The following is a 22,755-nucleotide window of genomic DNA, read 5'->3' on the forward strand; positions in this document are numbered from 1 at the left end:
AGAAGGGATTTCGTAGTGCGTCGGCTTCGGATTGCCACAGCTCTGATCGTCAGCTTGCTGACCCTGCTCTGCCTGCTCCCGGCTTCGGCCGAAGAAGGCGGAGGCTGGTCCGTTCTGCTCGACGAACAGGCCAACCTGCAATTAAGCGACGTGCGCTCCGATCGCTACCGCAACCAGTTCAGCCCGCTGCTGCTCAGCGACCTGGATGCCGCCCCTGCCGAACAAGCCCTGTGGCTGCACTATCGCCTGGAACCCGGCGATCAGGAGCAACTGCTACGGGTGTTTGCCCCAGACCTGTCAGGCCTGGACCTCTACGCCCTCGAGGGCGACAAATTACTGCGTCAGCTGCACCACGGGCGCCAGGCCGGCAATGCCAGCCCGACCCTGCGCGGCAGCGACCATGTGCTGCCATTGCCTAACAGCCGGCAGCCGCTGGACATCTACCTGCGCCTGGTGTCCGAGCACCAACTGCGCCCGGCCATCAACCTTGAGCCCGCGGCCGTGGCCGCTTCCGACCAGACCCAACCGCTGCTGTTCGGCATGCTGTTCGGCGGCCTGGTGATGCTGATCCTGCACAACCTGATCCGCTTCCTCTATGGCCGCTCCACCACCACGTTGATTTTGGCGCTCTACCACGGCCTGATGCTGCTCAGCGGGTTGATCCTGCTCAACCTCAGCGGCCCCTGGTGGCACGTGTGGCACAGTGCGCAAACGCCAGCGGCCTACCTCACCCTGGTCCTTGCAGGCCTGGCTGGCCTGTATTTCACCCTGCATTTCTTCTCGCCGTGCCATTCGCCGCGGCTCAACCGCCTGTTGCAGGGCGAGATGCTGGTGGCTGCGGTCAGCGGCCTGGTGCTGCTGTTCGTCGACACCTTGCCACTCAACCTGATGACCTATGCCCTGCTGGCCCTGGGCAGCGTCAGCATGCTGCTGGTCAGCGCCTATCACTGGTACAAGGGCTACGCGCCCGCACGCCTGTTCACCCTTGCCATGGGGGTCTACAACCTTGGCGGCCTGGTGCTGTTGCCGGCGCTTCTGGGCCTGACCCGCACGTCGACGCCGTGGCTGCTGTGCGTGCTCATGGGCTTGACCGTCATTTGCGGCCTGCTGCTTAACCTGGCCGTCAGCGAACGCCTGCGACGCATGAGCGAAGAGCGCTTCAGCGCCAGCCGCGCCCTGGCCGCCAGCGATGCCGAGATCAACGCCAAGGCCGAGTTCCTGGCCAAGATCAGCCACGAAATCCGCACACCCATGAACGGCGTGCTGGGCATGACCGAGCTGCTGCTCGGCACGCCGCTGTCGGTCAAACAGCGCGACTACGTGCAGACCATCCACAGCGCCGGCAACGAGCTGCTGACGCTGATCAACGAGATTCTCGACATCTCCAAGCTTGAGTCCCGGCAGATCGAACTGGACGATGTGCAGTTCGACCTCAATGCATTGATCGAGGACTGCCTGAACATCTTCCGGGCCAAGGCCGAACAGCAGAACATCGAGCTGATCAGCTTCACCCAGCCACAAGTGCCTCGCGTGATCAGTGGCGACCCAACGCGCCTGCGCCAGGCACTGTCGAGCCTGCTGGAAAATGCCCTGAAAAACACCGACCAGGGGGAGATCCTACTGGTGGTGGCACTCGACCAACGTGGCGAAGCGCCGCGTTTGCGCATTGCCGTGCAGGACAGCGGCGAACCGTTGCCCGCCGCCGAGCGCGAAGCCTTGTTGCAAGCCGAGCTGCACAGCCATCACTTCCTTTCCAGCAACAAGCTTGGCGGCCACCTCGGGCTGGTCATCGCCAAGCAGTTGATCGGCCTGATGCAGGGCGAATTCGGCATCAAGAGCAGCAGCGGCATGGGCAACACCCTGTGGCTGACCCTGCCGCTGGACCCTTCGCGCCTGGAACAACCGCCCGCCGACCTCGATGGCCCATTGCGCGACGCGCGGGTACTGGTGGTGGACGACAACGACACCTGCCGCAAGGTGCTGGTGCAGCAGTGCAGCGCCTGGGGCATGAATGTCAGCGCGGTGCCTTCCGGCAAAGAAGCGCTGGCATTGCTGCGCACCAAGGCGCACCTGCGCGACTACTTCGATGCCGTGCTGCTGGACCAGAACATGCCTGGCATGACGGGCATGCAATTGGCGGCCAAGATCAAGGAAGACCCTAGCCTTAACCACGACATCCTGGTGGTAATGCTCACGGGCATCAGCAACGCGCCGAGCAAGGTCATCGCACGCAATGCCGGGGTCAAGCGGATACTCGCCAAACCGGTGGCAGGCTATACGCTGAAGACCACACTGGCCGAAGAGCTGGCCCAACGCGGCCGTGAGCAAGCGGTGCCGGCCACCCCTCCCGGTGTGCCGCAGGCACTGGACCTGCCCCGCGACTTCCGTGTGCTGGTCGCCGAGGACAACAGTATCTCGACCAAAGTGATCCGCGGCATGCTCGGCAAGCTCAACCTCGAGCCAGACACGGCCTGCAATGGTGAAGAAGCGTTGCAAGCCATGAAGGCGCAGCGCTATGACCTGGTGCTGATGGATTGCGAAATGCCCGTGCTGGATGGCTTCTCGGCCACCCAGCAACTGCGCGCATGGGAAGCCGCGCACCAGCGCCCACGTACGCCCGTGGTGGCGCTGACCGCGCACATCCTTGCCGAGCATAAGGAGCGCGCCAAGTTGGCGGGCATGGATGGGCACATGGCCAAACCGGTGGAGTTGTCGCAATTGCGCGAGCTGATCCAGTATTGGGCGAATCACCGGGAAGCCAAGACGGATCCGGCGCCTATCCCGTAAGCAATGCCGACGATGCATCGACAGGCACCCACCGCAGCCGAGGATCCCAACCCATGCTCCATGAGTTGTTCAGTGTCTACCTGAAGATGCTCGTGCTCTACAGCCCATTCTTCGTGCTGTCGTGCTTCATCAGCCTGACCCGCGGCCATTCCAGCAAGGAACGCAAGCAACTGGCCTGGAAGGTTGCCTTCGCCGCCCTGGTCGCCAGCGTGCTGTTGTACCTGTTCGGCCGGGCGATCTTCGGCATTTTCGGCATCACCGCCGACGCCTTCCGCATCGGTGCCGGCAGCGTGCTGTTCATCTCGGCGTTGGGCATGGCGCAGGGCAAACCGGCGGTGCAGGCCGACAACGTTCAGCAGGACGTGACCATCGTGCCCTTGACCATCCCCTTGACCGTCGGCCCCGGCACCATCGGTGCCCTGTTGGTGATGGGCGTGGGCCAGCCGCATTGGGACGACAAGTTGCTGGCCATCGCCAGTATCGCGCTGGCCAGCTTCACCGTGGGCCTGGTGCTGTACCTCTCGCACGGCATTGAGCGGATTCTCGGCGACCAGGGCCTGCAGATCGTCAGCCGTTTGATGGGGCTGTTTGTCTGTGCCCTGGCGGCGCAGATCATCTTTACCGGGATCAAGGGCTACCTGGTGCCCTAAAGTCGGCCTTCTTGATTTCCTCCAGCGCGATTTTCACCAGCGCACGTTCCACCCCGCTGCGACGCTCTTGGTCGAACAGGCGCGTATTGAACCGCACCAGCTCTGCCATCACGCGCATGTTGCGGCGCTCACGAAACAGAAAACCAGCCGTGAAGGCAGCGCGGCCGCCAGCCTCGTGATACAGCACAATGTCTACGTAGTTGGCACTTACGGGCGCACAGGACATCAGCTGAAACTTCCCCTGTTCACTGCTGCGCTTTTCAAAATGCAGCAACGGTATGTCGTTGTTCTTCAACTTCTCCAACGCCAGTGCCATGTAGGTTGAATGGCTATCCCCCGCGACCGCATCGATCGCACTCAGCACTTGATCGACTACCACCACGCGCTGAGGGTCAGGCCAGTGGACCTCTTCTGCGGTCTTCGCATCCCACCCAAGAAACATCAGCTTCTTGCGGTAGTAGTGGTATTGATCCTTGGCAGCTTCCTCTTTCATGTCCGTCAAGGTCACGGTCTCAGCCCACAACGCGGCAAGCTTGATGGCATTGCGCTGCCGAAGACTGACCCCAGGAATGAATGAAACCAGGCTTGCGCCGACTACGTCGACTTCATGTGCTTGCATGGTCGTTCTCCGGTGTGAGTAGGCCCAGGTTCCTGATGTGTACCGCTCGCTGCTTGCGCTCAAGCAAGTCATGCAGGTCTTTGCGATTGGCTTCAGTCACGAAATCACCCAGCGTTGCACCGCTGGCGCGCAGGTCGATGCCGTCACCTGAAGGCAACGGGGTCTTGCACGCCACGCCACACAGGTCCAGAACAGCACCGGGCAGCAACACGCCCAACTCTTGAACGACTTGAGTGGTATTGTCCTGCGTGGCCTGGGTAAACGGCCTCACGTATTGCTGCACCTCATCGTGTGAAAGCGTGTTGATGGCCGCCTTTAAATGGCCTGTCAGGTTGGGGTGTCGAGACTGCAAATAGTCGATGGGGCCGTCCGCTGGGGCTCGCGTGGTGCCGTCATGCATACGCAGGTGATCACTGTGGCTCAACGTAATGATCCAACCACGCTCTTGCAGGGCCTTTCGATAGTCGCTGTACCAGAGCCTGTAGCGGGCAAAACGTGAACCGTTCAATTTGTCCGCACGCAGTTGGGCAAACAGTACCGAGTCCAACGCATATTGCAGGGCGGGCTGAGCCGTATCGTCGTCGACCAACAAGGCCGTGCCGCCAACGAGCCACAAGGAATAGGCTTCCTTACTCATCGGGTTTCCTCGCATTTCAAACACGCAGAGAGAAGTACGGGGCTCGAAAGGCCCCGTTCAATGTCAGAAGTCTTGTTCGGTGGCCGCCTTGATGGCCCTGTCGATCAACCGCTTCTCGATCGCTGCACGCACCTCGGCGGTGTAGACCACTTCGTTGAAGCTGAGTACGGCTGAACCGCAGTAGCGGTCCTTGCTCGAACTCTTCCATTCGAACACCGTAGTATTCAGGTCGTTTTCGCTCGGCGAGGCACTGAACGCGTTGACCAGCATGAACAGCTCACCCTCGGGGGTTTCGATGCATGCCCCCAGCCCCGTGGTCGCAACCGGATTACCTTTGAGGTTTTGCTGGAAGATCTTCTGCGCTTCCTCGATATTGCCCAGCGCATTGATGGCATCACCAGCCAGCTTAGCCATGGCTTCGCCCACTGGCCCACCGAGCAGTGCTTTACCCGCGGCACTGGCGACCTTGAAGGCAATCGGGCCCAGGGTCAGCGAACGGCTAGTGTCATAGTCGCGCTCGTAGGAACGTTTGCCCGCAACCCAACCCACGGTGCGCATGGTTTCCAGGAACTTGTTGAACCAGGCTTCGGACTCACCGTCGCGGTTATACAGTTTGGAGGCCACGAGAGACGAAAACTGGAAGGTGGTTTTGGCATCGCGCCGGCTTTGCGCCGACATGCCTGCGCTGAGCGCCAGCAGCGATTGTTCGACAACAGCCAAGCTGCGGTTAGTGCTTTCTTCGGTCATGTGCAGAATCCTTGAAGGCCCCCGACGGGTATCGTCGAGGGGCCTTCACCCTATGCTGCAAACGACCGGGGTACAGGCATGAACGGGTTCCCTCGGCGCCTCACCCGGCGGTCGGGTACCAACGCGGCGTGTACACCCACTGGGTGCCATCGGCTTTGGCGAACTGACAGGTCGTGGAAGAACCCAGCAAGACCATGGTGCGCATGTCGACCATTTCTGGCACCAGTTCGGCCAGGGAGACCACCTTGAGTGTCTGCCCTGGCCTACCGATGTCGCGGCCAAGGACTACAGGTGTGTTCCCATCGCGGTGCTGTCGCACGATCTCCAGCGCACGCCCCAGCTGCCAAGGCCGCGAGCGGGAAATCGGGTTGTAGAACGCCAGGACCAGGTCGGCCTGGGCCGCCAGGTCCAGGCGATGCTCGATGACCGACCACGGCTTGAGGTTGTCCGACAGCGACATCACGCAGAAGTCGTGCCCCAGCGGTGCCCCCGCCTGGGCGGCGGTGGCCAGCGACGCCGAAACACCCGGCAGGATCTCCAGATCGACCCGCTGCCAGGCCGGGTCGCTGGAGGCGTGCAGTGCTTCGAGCACGGCGGCGGCCATGGCGAAGACACCCGGGTCACCCGACGACACCACCACCACCGAGCGCCCTTGTGCAGCAAGCTCGAAAGCATGGCGAGCACGCTGCATCTCTTCGCGGTTGTCGGTGCAATGCTGCACTTGGTCTGCACGGAACGGCCCGGCCATGCGCACGTAGGTTTCGTAGCCGAGGATGTCCTGGGCGCGTGCCAGCTCTGCCTTGACCGCCGGCACCATCAACTCGGCAGCGCCAGGGCCGAGGCCGATCACCGCCAAGCGGCCACGGCGGCGGCCAATCAGCTCGGCATCCACCGGTGCCGAAGCCACTGCGATGACGGCATTGGCCTGCTCGATCAACTGCGCGTCAGGCAGCGCCTGGGCCACCATGCCACGCAGGTCGCCAGGCTTGACCGCGAAACGCAGCGCCACACCAAGCGCCTGCGCCGCCTCGTGCAAGGCGGCATCGGCCATGGCGTGCTCGCTCGCCAGCAGGCAGGCCAACGACTGCTCGGCAATGCCCGCGTCATTTAGCGCTGCGCGAATGCCCTGCAGGTCAGCAGTATCGACGCCCACCACCACCGAACGTGGGTGGATCAGCAACTCGTCCCAGCTGCTCGCGCGTGCCTGATGGCCGACATGAATCGTGCGCCGGGCCAATTCGCTGGCAGGCAACTGCGCCTTATCCAGCCACGGCGCATCCCCTTCGACGCGCACCGTCTCGCCGGCCAACAGGTCGGAGACAAAGCGCTTGCCTTGCTCGATATCCGCCAGCGCATAGCCCTGTGGCGGGTTCAGCAGGCAGGTGCCGAAACGCAGCTCGCCACTGGTGGTGATCGCAGCCGCCACGCCCAGTGCCTCGCCAATCTCGCGCGCCATCACGTTCACACCACTCAAGCCACCGAGCAGCGGCACGACTGCGCTGCCATCCTCAGCCACCGCCAGTACGGGCGGCTCGACGCCTTTCTCGCTGAGCACGCTGGCCAAGCTGCGGATGACGATACCGGCGGCGCACAGGGCGATGATCGGGGTGTCCTGCTGATACAGCGTGCGCAGGGTGTCGCCAAACGAGGCGTACGCTTGATCGGCGCCCTCGACACGGCCACTCAGGCCATGAATCACCGCCTGTGGATAACGCTGCTGAATACGCTGCGCCGTGGCCAGGCTGCCTGGGCCCAAGATGACGATTGCCGGTGCCTGGTGCATGCTCATCCCTGCCATTTTTCACCCGGCACGATGATCAGCGAAAAGTACGGCGACGACAGGGGGTCGACGTCCGCCAGCGGCACGATCTTCTGGTTGGCCATGGTCGCGCGCTCGACATACAGCGCACGCTCGTCCAGGCCGAGCTCGGCCAGCACGTCACGCACCTTGGGGAAGTTGCGGCCCAGCTTCATGATCACCGCGGCGTCAGCATCGGCCAGGCGCCGCTTGAGCTCCTCGGCCGGCAGCACGCCCGACAGCACTGACAGGCTCTGGTTGCGGTACACCAACGGCGCGCCGAGCACCGAGGCGCCCCCGAGCATCGAGCAGACGCCAGGAATCACCTCAGCCTCATAGCGCTGCGCCAGGCGGTCATGCAGGTACATGTAGGAGCCGTAGAAGAACGGGTCGCCCTCGCAGATCACCGCCACATCGCGGCCGGCGTCCAGGTGCTCGGCAACCTGCACGCTGGCTTCATCATAGAAGTCGCTGATCACCTGTTCATAGGACAGCGGTGCCGGCAGGGCCTCGGTGGTGACCGGGTAGACCAGCGGCAGCAAGGTCTGCTCTGGCTGCAGGTGCGCCTCGATGATGCCAAACGCATTGCCGCGCTTGCCCTTGGCCACGAAGTAGCCAACCACCGGCGCCTCGCGCAACAGGCGCAGCGCCTTGACGGTGATCAGTTCAGGGTCGCCGGGGCCTACGCCCAGGCCGAGCAGACGTCCACGTGGCGCCATCATTCCACCTCCGTGGCAAGGGCGTTGACTGCGGCGGCGGCCATCGCGCTACCGCCCAGGCGGCCTTGCATGATCACGAACGGCACGCCACGGCTGTCGGCGGCGAGCATCGCCTTGGATTCGGCCGCACCGACGAAACCGACCGGGAAGCCGAGGATGAGCGCAGGCTTGGGTGCGCCGGCGTCGATCATCTCCAGCAGGTAGAACAGCGCGGTCGGGGCGTTGCCGATCACCACCACGCTGCCTTCCAGGTACGGCCGCCACAGCTCCAGGGCCACGGCGGAACGGGTATTGCCGGCGTCTTTGGCCAGGCCAGGCACGCTCGGGTCGCGCAAGGTGCAGACCACTTTGTTGTCGGCGGGCAGGCGCGCGCGGGTGATGCCTTCGGCGACCATGTGCGCATCGCAGAGGATCGGCGCGCCCTTGGCCAGGGCTTCACGGCCGGCGCGGCCGGCCCCTTCGGAGAACTGCAGGCCGTCGATAGCTTCGACCATGCCGCAGGCATGGATCACGCGCACGGCGAGCTTTTCGAGGTCTGCGGGTATCCGCTCGAGTCGGGCTTCCTCACGGATGATACGGAAGGAATTGCGATAGATCTCCTGACCATCGCGGATGTAGTCAATCATCAAGGTGCTCCGTCGGCAGGTCGAGCATGGCGCCTGCTTCGTTCAAGGTGAGGTCGATGCCACGCAGGGCGCCGAAGCCCGGCAGGCGCGCATCGCGCATATACAGGTCGTAACGGCCCGGTGAACGGGCCAGCAAGGTGGCCGGGGCAACATGGGCCACGGCGCAGGATCGGGGGCAACCGGAGAGGTGCACGCTGCCCGGCACGCCAGGGCCCAGCAGCGCGGCCAAGGCCACGGCATCGGCCTTGGTCTCGCCCTGTGCCTTGGCGCAGCCACTGCTGCCGGTGCAGGCGCTGATGCGGGCCAGTGGCTCATGGCAGTGGCACAGCAGGCCCAGCGTGGACAACTCGCCCTGGGCTTGCGTGATCTGGTCCGGGTCGAGATTGGTCAGCACCAGGCTTTGCCAAGGGCTCAGGCGCAGGCTGCCGTCGCCCAGGTGCCGGGCGATGCGCGCGGCACCCCGCAGCATCTCGGGGGTCAAGCGGCCCTGCGGCGGAGCAACGCCCAGGGCGAGACCGTGGGCTTGTGGCAACACACCCAGCCACTCGGGCTGGCGCGTCGGGCGGCGCCATTCAAGCACGGCGGCATCGCGGCGGATGTCCAGGCCGAGCCCTTCGACGAACGACGCGGGGGAACAGCATTCGAGCAGCTGGCGCATGCGCGACTGGTCCACAGCGGCCAGGTCAAGGAAGCGCTCCAGCACCGCGCGCACCAGAGCAAGGCCCTGCTCCACCGGCACCGCCCCGAGCACCTGGCCATCGGCGGGGCAGCCCGCCAGGCCAAACGCCAGCCACGTCCGCTGCTCGATAGGCAGCGCCGAGAGCCACAGGTCATGCGGGTGCTCAAGCATCGCCAAGCCTTCGCCGGCATCCAGTAGCACGGCGAACTTCGCCGACAACTGGTGAAACCGCGGTGTGCCTTCCAGCAGGTCGAGGATCTGCCCCGCCAGCGGCCGGGCATCCAGCAACATGGCGGGGTCATGCCCGGCCAGCGGGCTGAGCATCAGGTTGCGCACATCGTCACCGGCGGCTTCGCGCGGGCCCAGGCCCGCCGCGAGCAGCCTGGCGACCAGGCCCTGGTGGTCGCTGCCAATACCGCGAATCTGCAGGTTGCCGCGGTTGGTTGCCTCGATCACGCCACCGGCAAAGCGCTCGGCAGCCTCGGCCACGGCATCGGCCTGGTCGGCCAGCAGCAGGCCACCCGGCAGCTTGATGCGGCAAATCCCGCCATCACGGGCACTGACGATGCGCCACAACCCCGGGCAGGCCGAGGGGCGAGGTGAAACGTCGGGGGCTTGGGCCTGCTTCAAAGGGGTGTCCGGCAATCTGTGAAAGTGCGCTTGAGTGTAGAAGGCGCGGTATTATGCCTGCTTTGTCCGGCGGCATGAAAAGCCGGTGGTCGAGCTTATCGTTTACCCGGGGCGCGAAGCGGCCTCAGAAATGGCGGATTGAAACACATGGCACCCTGGCTGACAGTAGTAGGCATCGGCGAAGACGGCTTCAATGGCCTTGGCAAGCAGGCCCGGCGTGCCCTGCTGGGCGCTTCGCGGATCTTCGGCAGCTCGCGCCAACTGGCTTTACTGCCGCGCTGTGTGGTCGGCGAGCGGCTGCTTTGGCCAACCCCTTTCTCTTTGGCGCCCGTGCTGGCCCAGCGCGGCGAACCGGTCTGCGTGTTGGCCAGCGGCGACCCGATGTTCTTCGGCGTCGGTGCCAGCCTGGCGCGCCAGGTGTCCGCCAGCGAGATGCAGGTGCTGTCGATGCCGTCCTCGTGTGCACTGGCCGCCGCCCGCCTCGGCTGGCCGCTGCAGGACGTGCTGGTGGTGTCGGTGGTCGCCCGGCCGCTGGCGGCGCTCAATGCACACCTGCACAGCGGCGCCCGCCTGCTAGTACTGAGCAACGACGGTGACAGCCCCGCAGCAATCGCCGCACAACTGTGCGAGCGTGGCTTCGGGCCGAGCCGCCTGCGTGTGTTCGAACACCTGGGTGGCACCGATGAACGCGCACTGGCCGGCACCGCCCAGGACTGGCCTCACACCCAGGTTGCAGCGCTCAACCTGGTGGCCATCGAATGCCTCGCCGCGCCCGATGCCCCGCGCCTGCCGCGGGTCGCCGGGCTGCCGGACAGCGCCTTCCAGCACGACGGCCAACTGACCAAGCGCGATGTCCGCGCCATCACCCTGGCCCGCCTCGCCCCCCTGCCCGGCGAGCTGCTGTGGGACGTGGGCGCCGGCTGCGGCTCGATCGGCATCGAGTGGATGCGCGCCCACCCCGCCTGCCGAGCGCTGGCCATCGAGGCCGACGCAGGGCGCCAGGGGTTTATCGAGCACAATCGCGATGCGCTGGGCGTGCCCGGCCTGCAACTGGTCCGTGGCAAGGCGCCTGAAGCCTTGGCAGGGCTTGAGCAGCCCGACGCGGTCTTCATTGGCGGCGGGGTAACGCGTGAAGGCGTGCTCGACCTGTGCTGGCAGCGGCTGCGCCCCGGCGGACGACTGGTGGCCAACGCGGTCACCCTGCAAAGCGAACTGGCTCTGGCGCACTTTCGCGAGCGACACGGTGGTGAACTGACCCGTATTCATGTTGCCCATGCGCAGCCGCTGGGCACGTTCGACACCTGGCGCCAGGCACTGCCAATCACCTTGCTCGATGTGGTGAAGCCCCTCGATGCGTGAAGAAACCCACGAGCAGCCCGCGCCCCTGCGCAGCGGCCTGACCACCGGCAGCTGCGCCACCGCCACCAGCCTCGCGGCGGCGCGTCTGCTGCTGACCGGCGTCTGCAGCGACGCCGTGAGCATCACCCTGCCCAAGGGCAAGGTCGTGCAGATGCGCCTGGAGTTTTGCCGCCGTGACGGCGAAAGCGCCGAAGCCGGCACGCTCAAGGACGCCGGCGACGACCCCGACGTAACCCATGGTGCCCTGCTGTTCAGCCAGGTCCGCCTGCTGGCAGAGCCCGGCATCCGCTTCGTCGCAGGCCAAGGCGTCGGCACCGTGACACGCCCGGGGCTGGTGCTGGCAGTGGGCGAACCGGCGATCAACCCAGTGCCCCGGCGCATGATGGGCGAACACCTGCAACGCCTGGCTGACGAGTGCGCCTACCGCGGCGGTTTCGAAGTCACGGTCAATGTTCAGGGCGGTGAACAGCTGGCACTGAAAACCATGAACCCGCGCCTGGGCATCCTCGGCGGGCTGTCGATTCTGGGCACTAGCGGTATCGTCAGGCCGTTTTCCTGCGCGGCCTACATCGCCTCGATCCATCAGGGCATCGACGTCGCCCACACCAACGGCTACACGCACATCGCCGCCTGCACCGGCAACGCCAGCGAAGACACCATGCGCCGGGTTTACGGCCTGCCGGAAATCGCCCTGATCGAGATGGGCGACTTCGTCGGCGCCGTGCTCAAGCACCTGCGCAAGGTGCCGGTACCACGCCTGAGCCTGTGCGGGGGGTTCGGCAAGATCAGCAAGCTGGCGGCCGGGCACATGGACCTGCACAGCCGCCACTCAAGCATCGACCTGCCGCAGTTGGCCGGCTGGGCGGCGAATATCGGCGCCGACGCAAACCTTCAGGCCGCGATCATCGCCGCCAACACCAGCCAGCAAGCCCTGGCGCTGGCGCATGCTGCAGGCATCGCCCTGGGCGACGCCGTCTGCGCGCACGCGCTGGCCTTCGCTCGCAGCGTGGTGCCGCCGCAGGTGCAGGTAGAGGTGTTCGCCATCGACCGCCAAGGCGGCATCGTCGGCCAGGCAGGTGTGCAATGAGCGCGCGCATCCTGCTGCTGGGCGGCGTTACCGAGGCCCTGGCCATCGCCCGCCAGTTGGGCCCGCAGCACGTCTACAGCCTCGCGGGCATCGGCCGCGTACCACAGGACCTGACCTGCCAGGTGCGCGTCGGTGGCTATGGCGGTGCTGAAGGCCTTGCCCAATACCTGCGCGAGGCGGGCATTACCCTGCTGATCGATGCCACCCACCCTTATGCCGCACAGATCAGCCGCAACGCCGCCCTCGCTTCACGTAGCGCAGGTATCCCCTGCTGGGCGCTGCGCCGCCCCGCCTGGCAGGCACAGCCGGGTGACGATTGGCGCGAAGTGGACGACTGGGCGGGGCTGATCGAGGCGCTCGCGCCATTCCGGCGGCCGCTGTTCACCCTGGGCCGCGAGCCGCTGCAACACCTGGCAGAGATCCCGCCGGACCAGTTCTGGTCCTTGCGCGCACTGGAGGCCTGCCCCGGTAATGAACGTTGCGAGATCATCGGTGCCCGGGGACCATTTCGCATTGAAGACGAACGGAACCTTTTTGAAACGCGAGGTATTGATGTGCTCATCAGCAAGAACAGCGGCAGCCTAGCGACAGAGCCGAAGCTTGAGGTGGCGAGAGAACTTGGGGTTCCCGTATTGATTCTGAAGCGTCCAGCTCTGCCTGATGTGGACCGCGAGTATGCCTCTGGAGAAGCGTTGATGGCTGCAGTCCAAGCAGAGCGAGAAGCGATGTAGGCCTTCGGAAAGACCGCAAGTTGCTTTGGCGCCCACCGTACGCACGCCCGGCCCCGAAAATCGGCCTGTTCCTACATCAAACTTCATTCTGTCTGAATAGCCTTTAGCCTAACCGCTGCCTTAGACTTCAGCCCTCTCCCCCGGAAGGCTTCACTCATATGGACATGCAATGGTGGATCTGGCTGGTCTTCGGTATCGCGCTGATCCTGCTCGAACTGGTCCTGCCCACGTTCTTCATTCTCTGGTTCGGCATCGGCGCCGTGCTGGTTTCGCTCATCTCGCTCGCCGCGCCCAGCTTGCAACTGGATATGCAGATGCTGCTGTGGGTGCTGCTTTCTTCAGTCACCACTGCGCTGTGGTTCAAGGTGTTTCGAAACAAGAAGCCAGATGTGCGCTGGACAGCCGACAGCGTGATTGGCGAAGTCGGCCTGCTAACCGCCAGCGTTTCCGAATTCCAGAAAGGCCGCGTGCGTTTCCAGAAGCCAATCCTCGGCAACGAAGAATGGGTATGCGTCGCCGACACTGACATCCCGTCCGGCGAGCGCGTACGCCTTACCGCCATCGAAGGGAACACCGCCCGCGTCATCCGGGCCTGAATCCGTACTAAAAGGAAGTTCGTATCATGACCAGCCTTATCGTCGTGGGCGCCCTCGCCCTGTTCGTCCTGATCACCGTGTTCAAGGGGGTGCGTATCGTGCCTCAGGGCGAAGAGTGGATCGTCGAGCGCCTGGGCCGCTACAACAACACACTCAAGCCCGGCCTGAACATCGTCATTCCTTACGTGGACGTGGTCGCCTACCGCCTGCCCACCAAAGACATCATCCTCGATGTGCAAGAGCAGGAAATCATCACCAAAGACAACGCGGTGATCGTCGCCAATGCCCTGTGCTTCGCCAAAGTAGTCGACCCACAGAAGGCCTCCTACGGCGTGCAGAACTTCTCCTTCGCTGTCACCAGCCTGACCATGACCTCGCTGCGTGCCATCGTCGGGGCCATGGACCTGGACGAGGCCCTGTCCAGCCGTGAGCAGATCAAAGCACGCCTGCGCGAAGCGATGTCCGAGCAGACCGAAGACTGGGGCGTGACTGTGCGCTCGGTAGAAATCCAGGACATCAAGCCGTCACAGAACATGCAACTGGCCATGGAGCGCCAGGCCGCCGCCGAGCGTGAGCGTAAAGCCGACGTGACCCGCGCCGAAGGTGCCAAACAGGCCGCGATCCTCGAGGCAGAAGCGCGCCTGCAATCGGCCAAGCTGGACGCCGAGGCGCAAATCAACCTGGCCGAGGCTTCGGCGCGGGCGATTTCGCTGGTCAAGGACGCGGTGGGTAACGAGACCGTGCCGGCCATGTACTTGCTGGGCGAACGGTACATCGGCGCGATGGAGAACCTGGCCAGCAGCGACAATGCCAAAGTCGTGGTGCTGCCGGCTGACCTGCAGGAAACCGTGCGCGGCTTGATGGGCCGCAACAAGGCTTGAGAATGCCGGGGCCGCTCTGCGGCCATTCGCGGGGCTGTACGCTGCACTTGTGGGAGCGGGCTTGCCCCGCGAATGGGCTGCAGAGCAGCCCCAGAAACCCCCGCCAACTGCGTCACTTCACCGCACCCCACCTTTTTTACCTATACTGCGCCTTACAATAGCCACCACGATTCCTGACCGGATCTCTCCATGCCCCCACGTCGGCACATTGCCTGGATAGCCTGCCTAGCAGTGCTGTTCAACCTGCTGGCCATGCCGCTGTCCTCTGCCGCGCCCAAGGGCCCGGCCGAGCAGTTGCTGTGGGGGGCGTTCTGTTCCAGCATGGCCAACAAGGCCAAGGTCGACGTCCAGGCCCTGGCCAAGATCGACCTCGGCCCGCAGAGCGATGACAGCGCGAGCATGATGAACTGCTGGTGTTGCTCCGGTGCCGCCCCGCTGCTGGCCTTGCCGGGCTATCCGCCACAGCTGCATAACCCGCCGCCCCTGCACGCCGGGCACTCGCCGCAGCTTGCCGATTACCAACCCACGCCGCGCCAGCTATGGCCCGCGCTCAACCCCCGCGCCTCCCCTTTGGTCTGAGTTGCTCACGCTGTCTGCCTGAACCTGAACAGATCGGAGACTCACCATGCTCAAGCACGCTCTCGTCGTGGCTGCCCTGCTGCTGCCCAGCGCCTTCGCCACTGCCCACGAATACACCGTGGGCGACCTGCACATCGCGCACCCCTGGTCGCTGCAACTGCCACCGAATGCACCCAACGTCGCCGCGTATTTCGTCGTGCACAACAATGGCCAGGCGGATGATCGCCTGCTCAGTGTCGACAGCCCTATCAGCGACGACGCCCAATTGCACGAGCACGCCATGACGGCCAGCGGCACCATGAAGATGCAGCAGGTGCCCAACGTGGTAGTGCCCGCTGGCAAGGAGGTGACCTTCGCCCCCAGCGCCTACCACGTGATGCTGATGCAGCCGAAAGACCGCAGCCTGCTCACCGACGGCAAGCGTTTCCCGCTGACCCTGCATTTTGAAAAAGCCGGTGACGTCACCGTCGAAGTCGCTGTGCAGAAAGAGGCGCCCTCGGGAACGCCCCAGGCCCACGAACACGCGCACTGACCATTAGCTGACAGGCACTCGCCATGAGCCTGCCGCGCAACAGCCTCAGCCGTACCACCCGCCCTGAACGCAGGCGCGTCGGTGGCGGATGGCTGAGCCTGTTCGCCATGTGGATGATCTTCATCGGACCGCTGATTTCCCAGTCGATGCCGATGGATCACCACGCCGGCATGAACATGCCGATGGACATGTCGATGCCCACCGGGCATCAGCATGGCGCCGCCCCCCATCACGGCCACGGTGACGATGGCCAATTGCATGTGATGTGGGAAAAGTGCGGTTACTGCAGCCTGCTGTTCAACTGCCCCGCACTGCCACAAACCCTCAGCCCGCTCAGTGCCAGCATCGTAGTACCCACCACCCACCTTACTGCCGCCACGCACCAGGGGCATGCCCGGCAGGCTGTATTCCCTGGCGCACGCAGCCGCGCACCGCCTTCCTCGATCAGCGTCTGAAACCCATTGTTCGCACGGAGCCAGGAGGCTTCGCGCCCACTCATGACTGATCGACTGGAATCATTATGTCCGGCTGCACCCCTGTTTTTGCCCTGTCCCTGCGTGGGGCCATCGCCGCCGTATGCGGTTCGCTGCTCGCGCCCGTGGCCCTGGCCAGCGACCTCGGCCACGCTGACCACGCGCACGACGCACCCGAGTTGAGCCCGACGGTGATCACTGCCGTGGCGCCCAGCTCGCCGCTGACCGTGGTCACCAACCCGAAAGACCCTCGCCAGCCGGTACCGGCCAGCGACGGGGCCGACTACCTCAAGACCATCCCCGGCTTCTCGGCCATCCGCTCCGGCGGCACCAACGGCGACCCGGTATTGCGCGGCATGTTCGGTTCACGCCTGAACATCCTCACCAATGGCGGCGTCATGCTGGGCGCCTGCCCCAACCGCATGGATGCCCCCACCTCGTACATCTCCCCAGAAACCTACGACCGCCTGACCGTGATCAAAGGCCCGCAAAGCGTGATCTGGGGGCCTGGCGGTTCGGCCGGCACCATCCTCTTCGAGCGTGAGCCCGAACAGTTCGGCACCCTCGGCAGCCGCGTCAACGCAAGCCTGTTGGCCGGCTCCAATGGCCGCTTCGACAAAGTGCTGGACGCCGCCGCAGGCAACAGCCAGGCCTACGCCCGCTTCGTCGGCAACCAGTCGCGCTCGGACGACTACCACGCCGGCAACGATGACACCGTGCCCTCGCGCTGGGACAAGTGGAACGGCGATGTGACCCTTGGCTGGACCCCCGACCAGGACACCCTGCTGGAACTCACCGCGGGCAAGGGCGATGGCGAAGCACGCTATGCCGGGCGCGGCATGGACGGCTCGCAGTTCAAGCGTGAAAGCCTTGGGCTGCGCTTCGAGAAGTCCAACCTCGGCGAGGTGCTCGACAAGGTCGAGGCACAGGTCTACTACAACTACGCCGACCACGTGATGGACAACTACAGCCTGCGCACGCCCTCGGGCAGCGGCATGATGGGCATGCCGATGGTCAGCAACGTCGACCGCCGTACGATGGGCGCCAGGGTCAAGGCGACCTGGCGCTGGGCCGACGTGCAACTGGTCAGCGGTATCGATGCGCAGACCAACGAACACCGCAAGCGCGGCGGCATGGGCGTCGATGCGCACAAAGGTCAGGCCTGGACCAAGGATGCCGATTTCCACAACTACGGTGCCTTCAGTGAGCTGACCTGGTACGTCAGTGACGAGGACCGGCTGATCACCGGCGCCCGCCTGGACCGCGCCTCGGCCCGCGACTTCCGCAAAGGCAGCGCCACCGAAGGCGACACCCGCGCAGACACCCTGCCCAGCGGTTTCGTCCGTTACGAACATGACCTGGCGGCCATCCCCGCCACCACCTACGTCGGCCTCGGCCACGCCCAGCGCTTCCCCGACTACTGGGAGCTGTTCTCGCCCAAGTTGGCGCCAGCCGGCGCAGCCAACGCCTTCGACGGCATCAAGCCAGAAAAGACCACCCAGCTCGACTTCGGCATCCAGTACCGCGACGCCCGCCTCGAAGCCTGGGCCTCGGGTTATGTCGGGCAAATCCGTGACTACATCCTGTTCGACTACCGCACTGGCATGATGGGCATGAGCACGTCCCAGGCCCAGAACATCGACGCCCGCATCATGGGCGGCGAAGTGGGCGCGGCTTACAAGCTCAGCGAAAACTGGAAGGCCGACGCTACCCTGGCCTACGCTTGGGGCAAGAACAGCAGTGATGGCAAAGCGCTACCTCAAATGCCGCCCCTGGAAAGCCGCCTGGGCCTGACCTACAGCCGCGACGTCTGGAGTGTGGGTGCACTGTGGCGGCTGGTGGCCGCGCAAAACCGCATCGCCGAGAACCAAGGCAACGTGGTCGGCAAGGACTACGAAAAGAGCGCGGGCTTTGGTGTGTTCTCGCTCAATGGTGCCTACAAGGTGAACAACAACCTCAAGCTCAGCGCAGGGGTCGACAACCTGTTCGACAACACCTACGCCGAGCACTTGAACCTGGCCGGGAACGCCGGGTTCGGCTACCCGGCCACAGATCCACAGCCGGTGAACGAGCCAGGCAGGACCTTCTGGACCAAGGTCGATTTCAGCTTCTGACAACAACAACGGGCGCGGCCACGGTCGCGCCCCTCACCTGGTCAAACAGGAGGTTCCCATGCGCGGAACACGCATCTCTTTCTACAACCTGGCCTGGCGTTGGCACTTTTACGCGGGGCTGTTCGTCGCCCCGTTCATGATCCTGCTGGCGCTCACCGGGATCATCTACCTGTTCAAGCCGCAGCTCGACCCGCTGCTGTACCGCGACCTGATGGTGGTCGAAGCCGGCCATCACCGACAGGCCGCGGATGTGATGCTGGCCGAGGTACGCCAGGCGTATCCGCAAGGCCATGTGGGGCAGTACCTGCCGCCCCTGAATGGCGAACGTAGCGCGCAGTTCGTGGTGCATGACGGCGGCCGTGAACTGAACGTGTTCGTCGACCCCTACAGCGGCAAACTGCTCGGTGCGCAGGACGGCAAGCAGAACCTGCAAGCGATAGCCCGTGCCTTGCACGGCGAGTTGATGGTCGGCACGGTCGGTGACCGCCTGGTGGAGCTGGCGGCAGGCTGGGGCATCGTGCTGGTGGTGTCCGGCCTGTACCTCTGGTGGCCACGTGGGCGCAACAGCGCGGGCGTGCTGTGGCCGCGTTTTTCCGCACGCGGTCGGCTGCTGTGGCGTGACCTGCATGCAGTGACGGGGTTTTGGGGCTCGGCCCTGCTGCTGCTGATGCTGCTCAGTGGCATGACCTGGACTGGCCTGTGGGGCAAGCAATACGCCGATCTGTGGAACCGCTTCCCGGCCGCGATGTGGAACGACGTACCCAAGTCCGATCAGCAGGCAGGTGAGCTCAACAGCGCCCATCGCCAGACCGTGCCCTGGGCAATGGAAAACACCCCCATGCCGCAGTCCGGCGCCCATGCCGAACATGCCGGGCATCACATGATGTCGAATGCCCCGGCAGCGCCGCAGGTGAGCCTGCAGCAGGTCGAGGACATCGCCACTGCGCGCCAGGTCGAACCGGGCTACAGCATTACCTTGCCGACCACGGCCGACGGCGTGTTCACCGTTGCGGTATTCGCCGATGACCCGCGCAACGATGCCACCCTGCATGTCGACCAGTACACCGGCAAGGTGCTGGCCGACGTGCGCTGGCAGGATTACAGCCCGGTTGCGCGTGCCACCGAGCTGGGCGTGATGCTGCATGAGGGCAAGATGTTTGGGGCGTTCAACCAGGTCATCATTCTGCTGGTGTGCCTGATGATCTTGCTGGGTTCGGTCAGTGGCCTGGTGATGTGGTGGAAACGCCGGCCGGCTGGCGGCCTGGGAGTGCCGCCGCTGCGCCATGACCTGCCGCGCTGGAAAACGGCGGTTGGGGTGATGGTGGTGTTGGGGGTGATGTTCCCGCTGGTGGGGGTGTCGATGGTGGTGATGTGGCTGGTCGATAGCCTGGTGGTGCGGCGCAGGGTAATGGCCAGCGCCTGAGGACTAGGGGCTGCTTTGCAGCCCCCTGCACCGCAAAGGTCGTGTCGATCTGTCGCGCCCCGAATTGGGACGCCCGTGTTAGCCTACTCGGCTTTCACAAAAAGACTGACCCTCAATGGAATGCAGCCAATGACCCGGACCTCTTCCCCGCCCGCTGAAGAGCAGCATCTGCAGCGCAACCTGACCAACCGTCACATTCAGCTCATCGCCATCGGTGGCGCGATCGGCACCGGCCTGTTCATGGGCTCGGGCAAGACCATCAGCCTCGCCGGCCCGTCGATCATCTTCGTCTACATGATCATCGGCTTCATGCTGTTCTTCGTCATGCGCGCCATGGGCGAATTGCTGCTGTCGAACCTCAACTACAAGTCGTTCATCGACTTCTCGGCCGACCTGCTCGGCCCCTGGGCCGGCTACTTCACTGGCTGGACCTACTGGTTCTGCTGGGTAGTCACCGGTATTGCCGACGTGGTCGCGATCGCCGCCTACACGCAATTCTGGTTCCCCGACCTGCCGCAGTGGATACCCGCGCTGACCTGCGTGGCGGTGCTGCTGTCGCTGAACCTGGTTACCGTGAAGATGTTCGGCGAGCTCGAGTTCTGGTTCGCGCTGATCAAGATCGTCGCCATCCTCGGCCTGGTCGCCACCGGCCTGTACATGGTCATCAGCGGCTTCGAATCGCCGAGCGGGCGCACCGCGCAACTGGCCAACCTGTGGAATGACGGCGGTATGTTCCCCAATGGCCTGATGGGCTTCTTCGCCGGGTTCCAGATTGCCGTGTTCGCCTTCGTCGGTATCGAGCTGGTCGGCACCACCGCCGCGGAAGCGAAGAACCCCGAACGCACCTTGCCACGGGCGATCAACTCGATCCCGATCCGTATCATCGTGTTCTACGTGCTGGCACTGATCGCGATCATGGCCGTGACCCCGTGGCGCGATGTGGTGCCGGGCAAGAGCCCATTCGTCGAACTGTTCGTGCTGGCCGGCCTGCCAGCGGCGGCCAGCATCATCAACTTCGTGGTGCTGACCTCGGCCGCCTCGTCGGCCAACAGTGGCGTGTTCTCTACCAGCCGCATGCTGTTCGGCCTCGCCCAGGAAGGCGATGCACCCCGCGCGTTCGAGAAGCTGTCGCGGCGCGCCGTGCCGGCCAACGGCCTGTACTTTTCCTGCACCTGCCTGCTGTTGGGCGCGGTGCTGATCTACCTGGTGCCCGATGTGGTCGAGGCGTTCACCCTGGTCACCACGGTGTCGGCGGTGCTGTTCATGTTCGTCTGGACGCTGATCCTGCTGTCGTACCTTAGCTACCGCAAACGCCGCGCCGCGCTGCACCAGGCGTCGAAGTACAAAATGCCCGGCGGGCGCTTCATGTGCTACGTGTGCCTGGTGTTCTTTGCCGGCATTCTGGTGCTGCTCAGCCTGGAAGACGACACCCGCGCAGCGCTGCTGGTGACGCCGATCTGGTTCGTGCTGCTGGCAGTGACCTACCAGGGTGTGCGCAGTAAGCGCCATCCGCGCACGGCGGTGCGCAACAGCTGATGCCGCATGGGGCTGCTTTGCAGCCCATCGCAGGCAAGCCAGCTCCTACAGACGACCGCGATCTCTTGTAGGAGCTGGCTTGCCTGCGATGGGCCGCACAGCGGCCCCAATCCTGTGCACATCACTGTCCCGGGCACCAACCTGGACCTCGCTAACGCCCCAACACCTCGCACACCCCCTCTATTACGCACCTTCCGCCACTCGGCACACCCCTTGCAACGCCCCTCCCGCTTGGCCAACACCATAAAAAATCTCAGCGGAGAGAGCACATGAAGCGTCGCAGTCTGATCAAGGCCTTTACCCTCAGCGCATCGATTGCGGCGATGGGTCTTAGCTGGAGCATCCAGGCCGCCGAGACCATCAAGGTCGGCATCCTGCATTCGCTGTCCGGGACCATGGCCATTTCCGAAACGTCGCTCAAGGACATGGCGCTGATGACCATCGACCAGATCAACGCCAAGGGCGGTGTGAACGGCAAGATGCTCGAAGCGGTGGTGGTCGACCCAGCGTCCAACTGGCCACTGTTCGCCGAAAAGAGCCGCCAGCTGCTGACCCAGGACAAGGTCGCCGTGGTGTTCGGCTGCTGGACCTCGGTATCGCGCAAATCGGTGCTGCCGGTGTTCGAGGAGCTCAACGGCCTGCTGTTCTACCCGGTGCAGTACGAAGGCGAAGAGATGTCGCCGAACGTGTTCTACACCGGCGCCGCGCCTAACCAGCAGGCCATTCCCGCCGTGGAATACGTGATGAGCGAAGAAGGCGGCAGCGCCAAGCGCTTCTTCCTGCTGGGCACCGACTACGTCTACCCGCGCACCACCAATAAGATCCTGCGCGCCTTCCTGCACAGCAAGGGCGTGGCCGACAAGGACATCGAAGAGGTCTACACCCCGTTCGGCCACGCCGATTACCAAACCATCGTCGCCAACATCAAAAAGTTCTCCGCGGGTGGCAAGACAGCGGTCATCTCCACCGTCAACGGCGACTCCAACGTGCCGTTCTACAAAGAGCTGGCCAACCAAGGCCTGAAGGCCACCGACGTGCCCGTGGTGGCCTTCTCGGTGGGTGAGGAAGAACTGCGCGGCATCGACACCAAGCCGCTGGTGGGCCACCTGGCCGCGTGGAACTACTTCGAGTCGGTGGATAACCCGGTCAACCAGAAGTTCGTCGCCGACTGGAAGGCCTACGCCAAGGCCAAGAACCTGCCGGGCGCCGACAAGGCGGTGACCAACGACCCGATGGAAGCCACTTATGTGGGCATCCACATGTGGGCGCAGGCGGCTGAGAAAGCCAAGTCCACCGATGTCGACAAGGTGCGCGAGGCACTGGCTGGCCAGAGCTTCCAGGCGCCGTCCGGTTTCACCCTGACCATGGACAAGACCAACCACCACCTGCACAAGCCGGTGATGATCGGCGAGATCCAAGATGACGGGCAGTTCAGCGTGGTCTGGGAAACCGAGCAGCCGCTGCGGGCGCAGCCTTGGAGCCCGTTCATCCCGGGCAACGACAAACGCCCTGACTATGCGGTGAAAGGTAACTGAGTGCACTGGGGCTGCTT

The 22,755-nt window shown here is 64.4% G+C and carries 21 protein-coding genes; 14 read left to right on the plus strand and 7 right to left on the minus strand.

The features are described from left to right. Positions 1-15 precede the first annotated feature (15 nt). A complete protein-coding gene (locus LOY53_RS23760) occupies positions 16-2,787 on the plus strand; it encodes a hybrid sensor histidine kinase/response regulator (protein WP_252825965.1) in 2,772 nt (923 codons plus the stop codon). 53 nt (positions 2,788-2,840) lie between these two features. Beyond that, positions 2,841-3,437 carry a MarC family protein gene (locus LOY53_RS23765; RefSeq protein ID WP_099455402.1) on the plus strand — a complete coding sequence of 199 codons (597 nt, stop codon included), beginning with the start codon at positions 2,841-2,843 and terminating at the stop codon, positions 3,435-3,437. Here the strand turns inward: LOY53_RS23765 and LOY53_RS23770 are convergent. From LOY53_RS23770 to cobG, 7 genes are all read right to left on the minus strand, one after another. Continuing rightward, positions 3,415-4,056, minus strand: a complete 642-nt coding sequence (locus tag LOY53_RS23770; protein WP_258703358.1) for a hypothetical protein — start codon at positions 4,054-4,056, stop codon at positions 3,415-3,417. The genes LOY53_RS23765 and LOY53_RS23770 overlap by 23 nt on opposite strands. Beyond that, the gene (locus tag LOY53_RS23775) at positions 4,043-4,693 is read right to left on the minus strand and encodes a hypothetical protein (protein WP_258703359.1); all 651 of its coding nucleotides are present in this window, start codon (positions 4,691-4,693) and stop codon (positions 4,043-4,045) included. The genes LOY53_RS23770 and LOY53_RS23775 overlap by 14 nt, the downstream gene beginning before the upstream one ends. Before the next feature lie 63 nt (positions 4,694-4,756). Then, entirely contained in the window at positions 4,757-5,440 is a 684-nt protein-coding gene (locus LOY53_RS23780) for a hypothetical protein (RefSeq protein WP_252825970.1), read from the minus strand. A 100-nt stretch (positions 5,441-5,540) separates the two neighbouring features. Beyond that, complete coding sequence (gene cobJ / locus LOY53_RS23785) at positions 5,541-7,238, minus strand: precorrin-3B C(17)-methyltransferase (RefSeq protein ID WP_258703360.1); 1,698 nt, start codon at positions 7,236-7,238, stop codon at positions 5,541-5,543. Further along, on the minus strand, positions 7,226-7,960 hold the full coding sequence (locus tag LOY53_RS23790; protein ID WP_027592588.1) for a precorrin-2 C(20)-methyltransferase: 735 nt from the start codon (positions 7,958-7,960) through the stop codon (positions 7,226-7,228). Before LOY53_RS23790 ends, cobJ begins: the two co-directional genes overlap by 13 nt. Continuing rightward, positions 7,957-8,583: a precorrin-8X methylmutase gene (locus LOY53_RS23795; protein ID WP_027592587.1), complete on the minus strand. Its 627-nt coding sequence runs from the start codon at positions 8,581-8,583 to the stop codon at positions 7,957-7,959. Before LOY53_RS23795 ends, LOY53_RS23790 begins: the two co-directional genes overlap by 4 nt. Then, positions 8,576-9,907: a precorrin-3B synthase gene (gene cobG / locus LOY53_RS23800; protein ID WP_276534107.1), complete on the minus strand. Its 1,332-nt coding sequence runs from the start codon at positions 9,905-9,907 to the stop codon at positions 8,576-8,578. The genes LOY53_RS23795 and cobG overlap by 8 nt, the downstream gene beginning before the upstream one ends. 132 nt (positions 9,908-10,039) lie before the next feature. Between cobG and cbiE the strand changes: the two genes are divergently transcribed. The 12 genes from cbiE (at position 10,040) to urtA (ending at position 22,738) form a co-directional block, all read left to right on the plus strand. Continuing rightward, entirely contained in the window at positions 10,040-11,251 is a 1,212-nt protein-coding gene (gene cbiE / locus LOY53_RS23805; protein ID WP_258703361.1) for a precorrin-6y C5,15-methyltransferase (decarboxylating) subunit CbiE, read from the plus strand. After that, positions 11,244-12,338, plus strand: a complete 1,095-nt coding sequence (locus LOY53_RS23810) for a cobalt-precorrin-5B (C(1))-methyltransferase (protein ID WP_252825973.1) — start codon at positions 11,244-11,246, stop codon at positions 12,336-12,338. Before cbiE ends, LOY53_RS23810 begins: the two co-directional genes overlap by 8 nt. Beyond that, positions 12,335-13,069, plus strand: a complete 735-nt coding sequence (locus LOY53_RS23815) for a cobalt-precorrin-6A reductase (protein ID WP_252825974.1) — start codon at positions 12,335-12,337, stop codon at positions 13,067-13,069. Before LOY53_RS23810 ends, LOY53_RS23815 begins: the two co-directional genes overlap by 4 nt. Positions 13,070-13,227: 158 nt before the next feature. Further along, positions 13,228-13,665 (plus strand): NfeD family protein, encoded by a 438-nt coding sequence (locus tag LOY53_RS23820; protein WP_252825975.1) that lies wholly within the window; start codon positions 13,228-13,230, stop codon positions 13,663-13,665. Between the two features lie 26 nt (positions 13,666-13,691). After that, complete coding sequence (locus LOY53_RS23825) at positions 13,692-14,546, plus strand: SPFH domain-containing protein (RefSeq protein ID WP_252825976.1); 855 nt, start codon at positions 13,692-13,694, stop codon at positions 14,544-14,546. A gap of 189 nt (positions 14,547-14,735) precedes the next feature. Then, positions 14,736-15,125 carry a DUF2946 domain-containing protein gene (locus LOY53_RS23830; protein ID WP_085272329.1) on the plus strand — a complete coding sequence of 130 codons (390 nt, stop codon included), beginning with the start codon at positions 14,736-14,738 and terminating at the stop codon, positions 15,123-15,125. A 46-nt stretch (positions 15,126-15,171) separates the two neighbouring features. After that, positions 15,172-15,657, plus strand: coding sequence for a copper chaperone PCu(A)C (locus LOY53_RS23835; protein WP_027592577.1), 486 nt, complete (start codon positions 15,172-15,174; stop codon positions 15,655-15,657). 23 nt (positions 15,658-15,680) lie between these two features. Then, a complete protein-coding gene (locus tag LOY53_RS23840) occupies positions 15,681-16,112 on the plus strand; it encodes a DUF2946 domain-containing protein (protein ID WP_252825977.1) in 432 nt (143 codons plus the stop codon). Between the two features lie 65 nt (positions 16,113-16,177). Further along, positions 16,178-18,244, plus strand: coding sequence for a TonB-dependent copper receptor (locus LOY53_RS23845; protein ID WP_258703362.1), 2,067 nt, complete (start codon positions 16,178-16,180; stop codon positions 18,242-18,244). 58 nt (positions 18,245-18,302) lie between these two features. After that, positions 18,303-19,667, plus strand: a complete 1,365-nt coding sequence (locus tag LOY53_RS23850; RefSeq protein WP_252825979.1) for a PepSY domain-containing protein — start codon at positions 18,303-18,305, stop codon at positions 19,665-19,667. Between the two features lie 129 nt (positions 19,668-19,796). Further along, the gene (gene cycA / locus LOY53_RS23855) at positions 19,797-21,203 is read left to right on the plus strand and encodes a D-serine/D-alanine/glycine transporter (RefSeq protein ID WP_099455417.1); all 1,407 of its coding nucleotides are present in this window, start codon (positions 19,797-19,799) and stop codon (positions 21,201-21,203) included. A gap of 269 nt (positions 21,204-21,472) precedes the next feature. Next, on the plus strand, positions 21,473-22,738 hold the full coding sequence (urtA, locus tag LOY53_RS23860) for an urea ABC transporter substrate-binding protein (RefSeq protein ID WP_027592572.1): 1,266 nt from the start codon (positions 21,473-21,475) through the stop codon (positions 22,736-22,738). Positions 22,739-22,755: the final 17 nt, after the last annotated feature.

It is taken from the genome of Pseudomonas sp. B21-031, from assembly GCF_024748985.1.
GTDB classification, from domain to species: Bacteria; Pseudomonadota; Gammaproteobacteria; order Pseudomonadales; family Pseudomonadaceae; genus Aquipseudomonas; species Aquipseudomonas kermanshahensis.

Bases quoted from the DNA above. Each gene is read 5' to 3' on its own strand.
- cbiE (WP_258703361.1), top strand. From the start codon at position 10,040: ATGGCACCCTGGCTGACAGTAGTAGGCATCGGCGAAGACGGCTTCAAT.
- LOY53_RS23840 (WP_252825977.1), top strand. From the start codon at position 15,681: ATGAGCCTGCCGCGCAACAGCCTCAGCCGTACCACCCGCCCTGAACGC.
- LOY53_RS23830 (WP_085272329.1), top strand. From the start codon at position 14,736: ATGCCCCCACGTCGGCACATTGCCTGGATAGCCTGCCTAGCAGTGCTG.
- LOY53_RS23815 (WP_252825974.1), top strand. From the start codon at position 12,335: ATGAGCGCGCGCATCCTGCTGCTGGGCGGCGTTACCGAGGCCCTGGCC.
- urtA (WP_027592572.1), top strand. From the start codon at position 21,473: ATGAAGCGTCGCAGTCTGATCAAGGCCTTTACCCTCAGCGCATCGATT.
- LOY53_RS23790 (WP_027592588.1), bottom strand. From the start codon at position 7,960: ATGATGGCGCCACGTGGACGTCTGCTCGGCCTGGGCGTAGGCCCCGGC.
- LOY53_RS23820 (WP_252825975.1), top strand. From the start codon at position 13,228: ATGGACATGCAATGGTGGATCTGGCTGGTCTTCGGTATCGCGCTGATC.
- LOY53_RS23795 (WP_027592587.1), bottom strand. From the start codon at position 8,583: ATGATTGACTACATCCGCGATGGTCAGGAGATCTATCGCAATTCCTTC.
- LOY53_RS23775 (WP_258703359.1), bottom strand. From the start codon at position 4,693: ATGAGTAAGGAAGCCTATTCCTTGTGGCTCGTTGGCGGCACGGCCTTG.
- cobJ (WP_258703360.1), bottom strand. From the start codon at position 7,238: ATGGCAGGGATGAGCATGCACCAGGCACCGGCAATCGTCATCTTGGGC.
- LOY53_RS23765 (WP_099455402.1), top strand. From the start codon at position 2,841: ATGCTCCATGAGTTGTTCAGTGTCTACCTGAAGATGCTCGTGCTCTAC.
- LOY53_RS23850 (WP_252825979.1), top strand. From the start codon at position 18,303: ATGCGCGGAACACGCATCTCTTTCTACAACCTGGCCTGGCGTTGGCAC.
- LOY53_RS23770 (WP_258703358.1), bottom strand. From the start codon at position 4,056: ATGCAAGCACATGAAGTCGACGTAGTCGGCGCAAGCCTGGTTTCATTC.
- LOY53_RS23845 (WP_258703362.1), top strand. From the start codon at position 16,178: ATGTCCGGCTGCACCCCTGTTTTTGCCCTGTCCCTGCGTGGGGCCATC.
- LOY53_RS23825 (WP_252825976.1), top strand. From the start codon at position 13,692: ATGACCAGCCTTATCGTCGTGGGCGCCCTCGCCCTGTTCGTCCTGATC.
- LOY53_RS23780 (WP_252825970.1), bottom strand. From the start codon at position 5,440: ATGACCGAAGAAAGCACTAACCGCAGCTTGGCTGTTGTCGAACAATCG.
- LOY53_RS23810 (WP_252825973.1), top strand. From the start codon at position 11,244: ATGCGTGAAGAAACCCACGAGCAGCCCGCGCCCCTGCGCAGCGGCCTG.
- LOY53_RS23835 (WP_027592577.1), top strand. From the start codon at position 15,172: ATGCTCAAGCACGCTCTCGTCGTGGCTGCCCTGCTGCTGCCCAGCGCC.
- cycA (WP_099455417.1), top strand. From the start codon at position 19,797: ATGACCCGGACCTCTTCCCCGCCCGCTGAAGAGCAGCATCTGCAGCGC.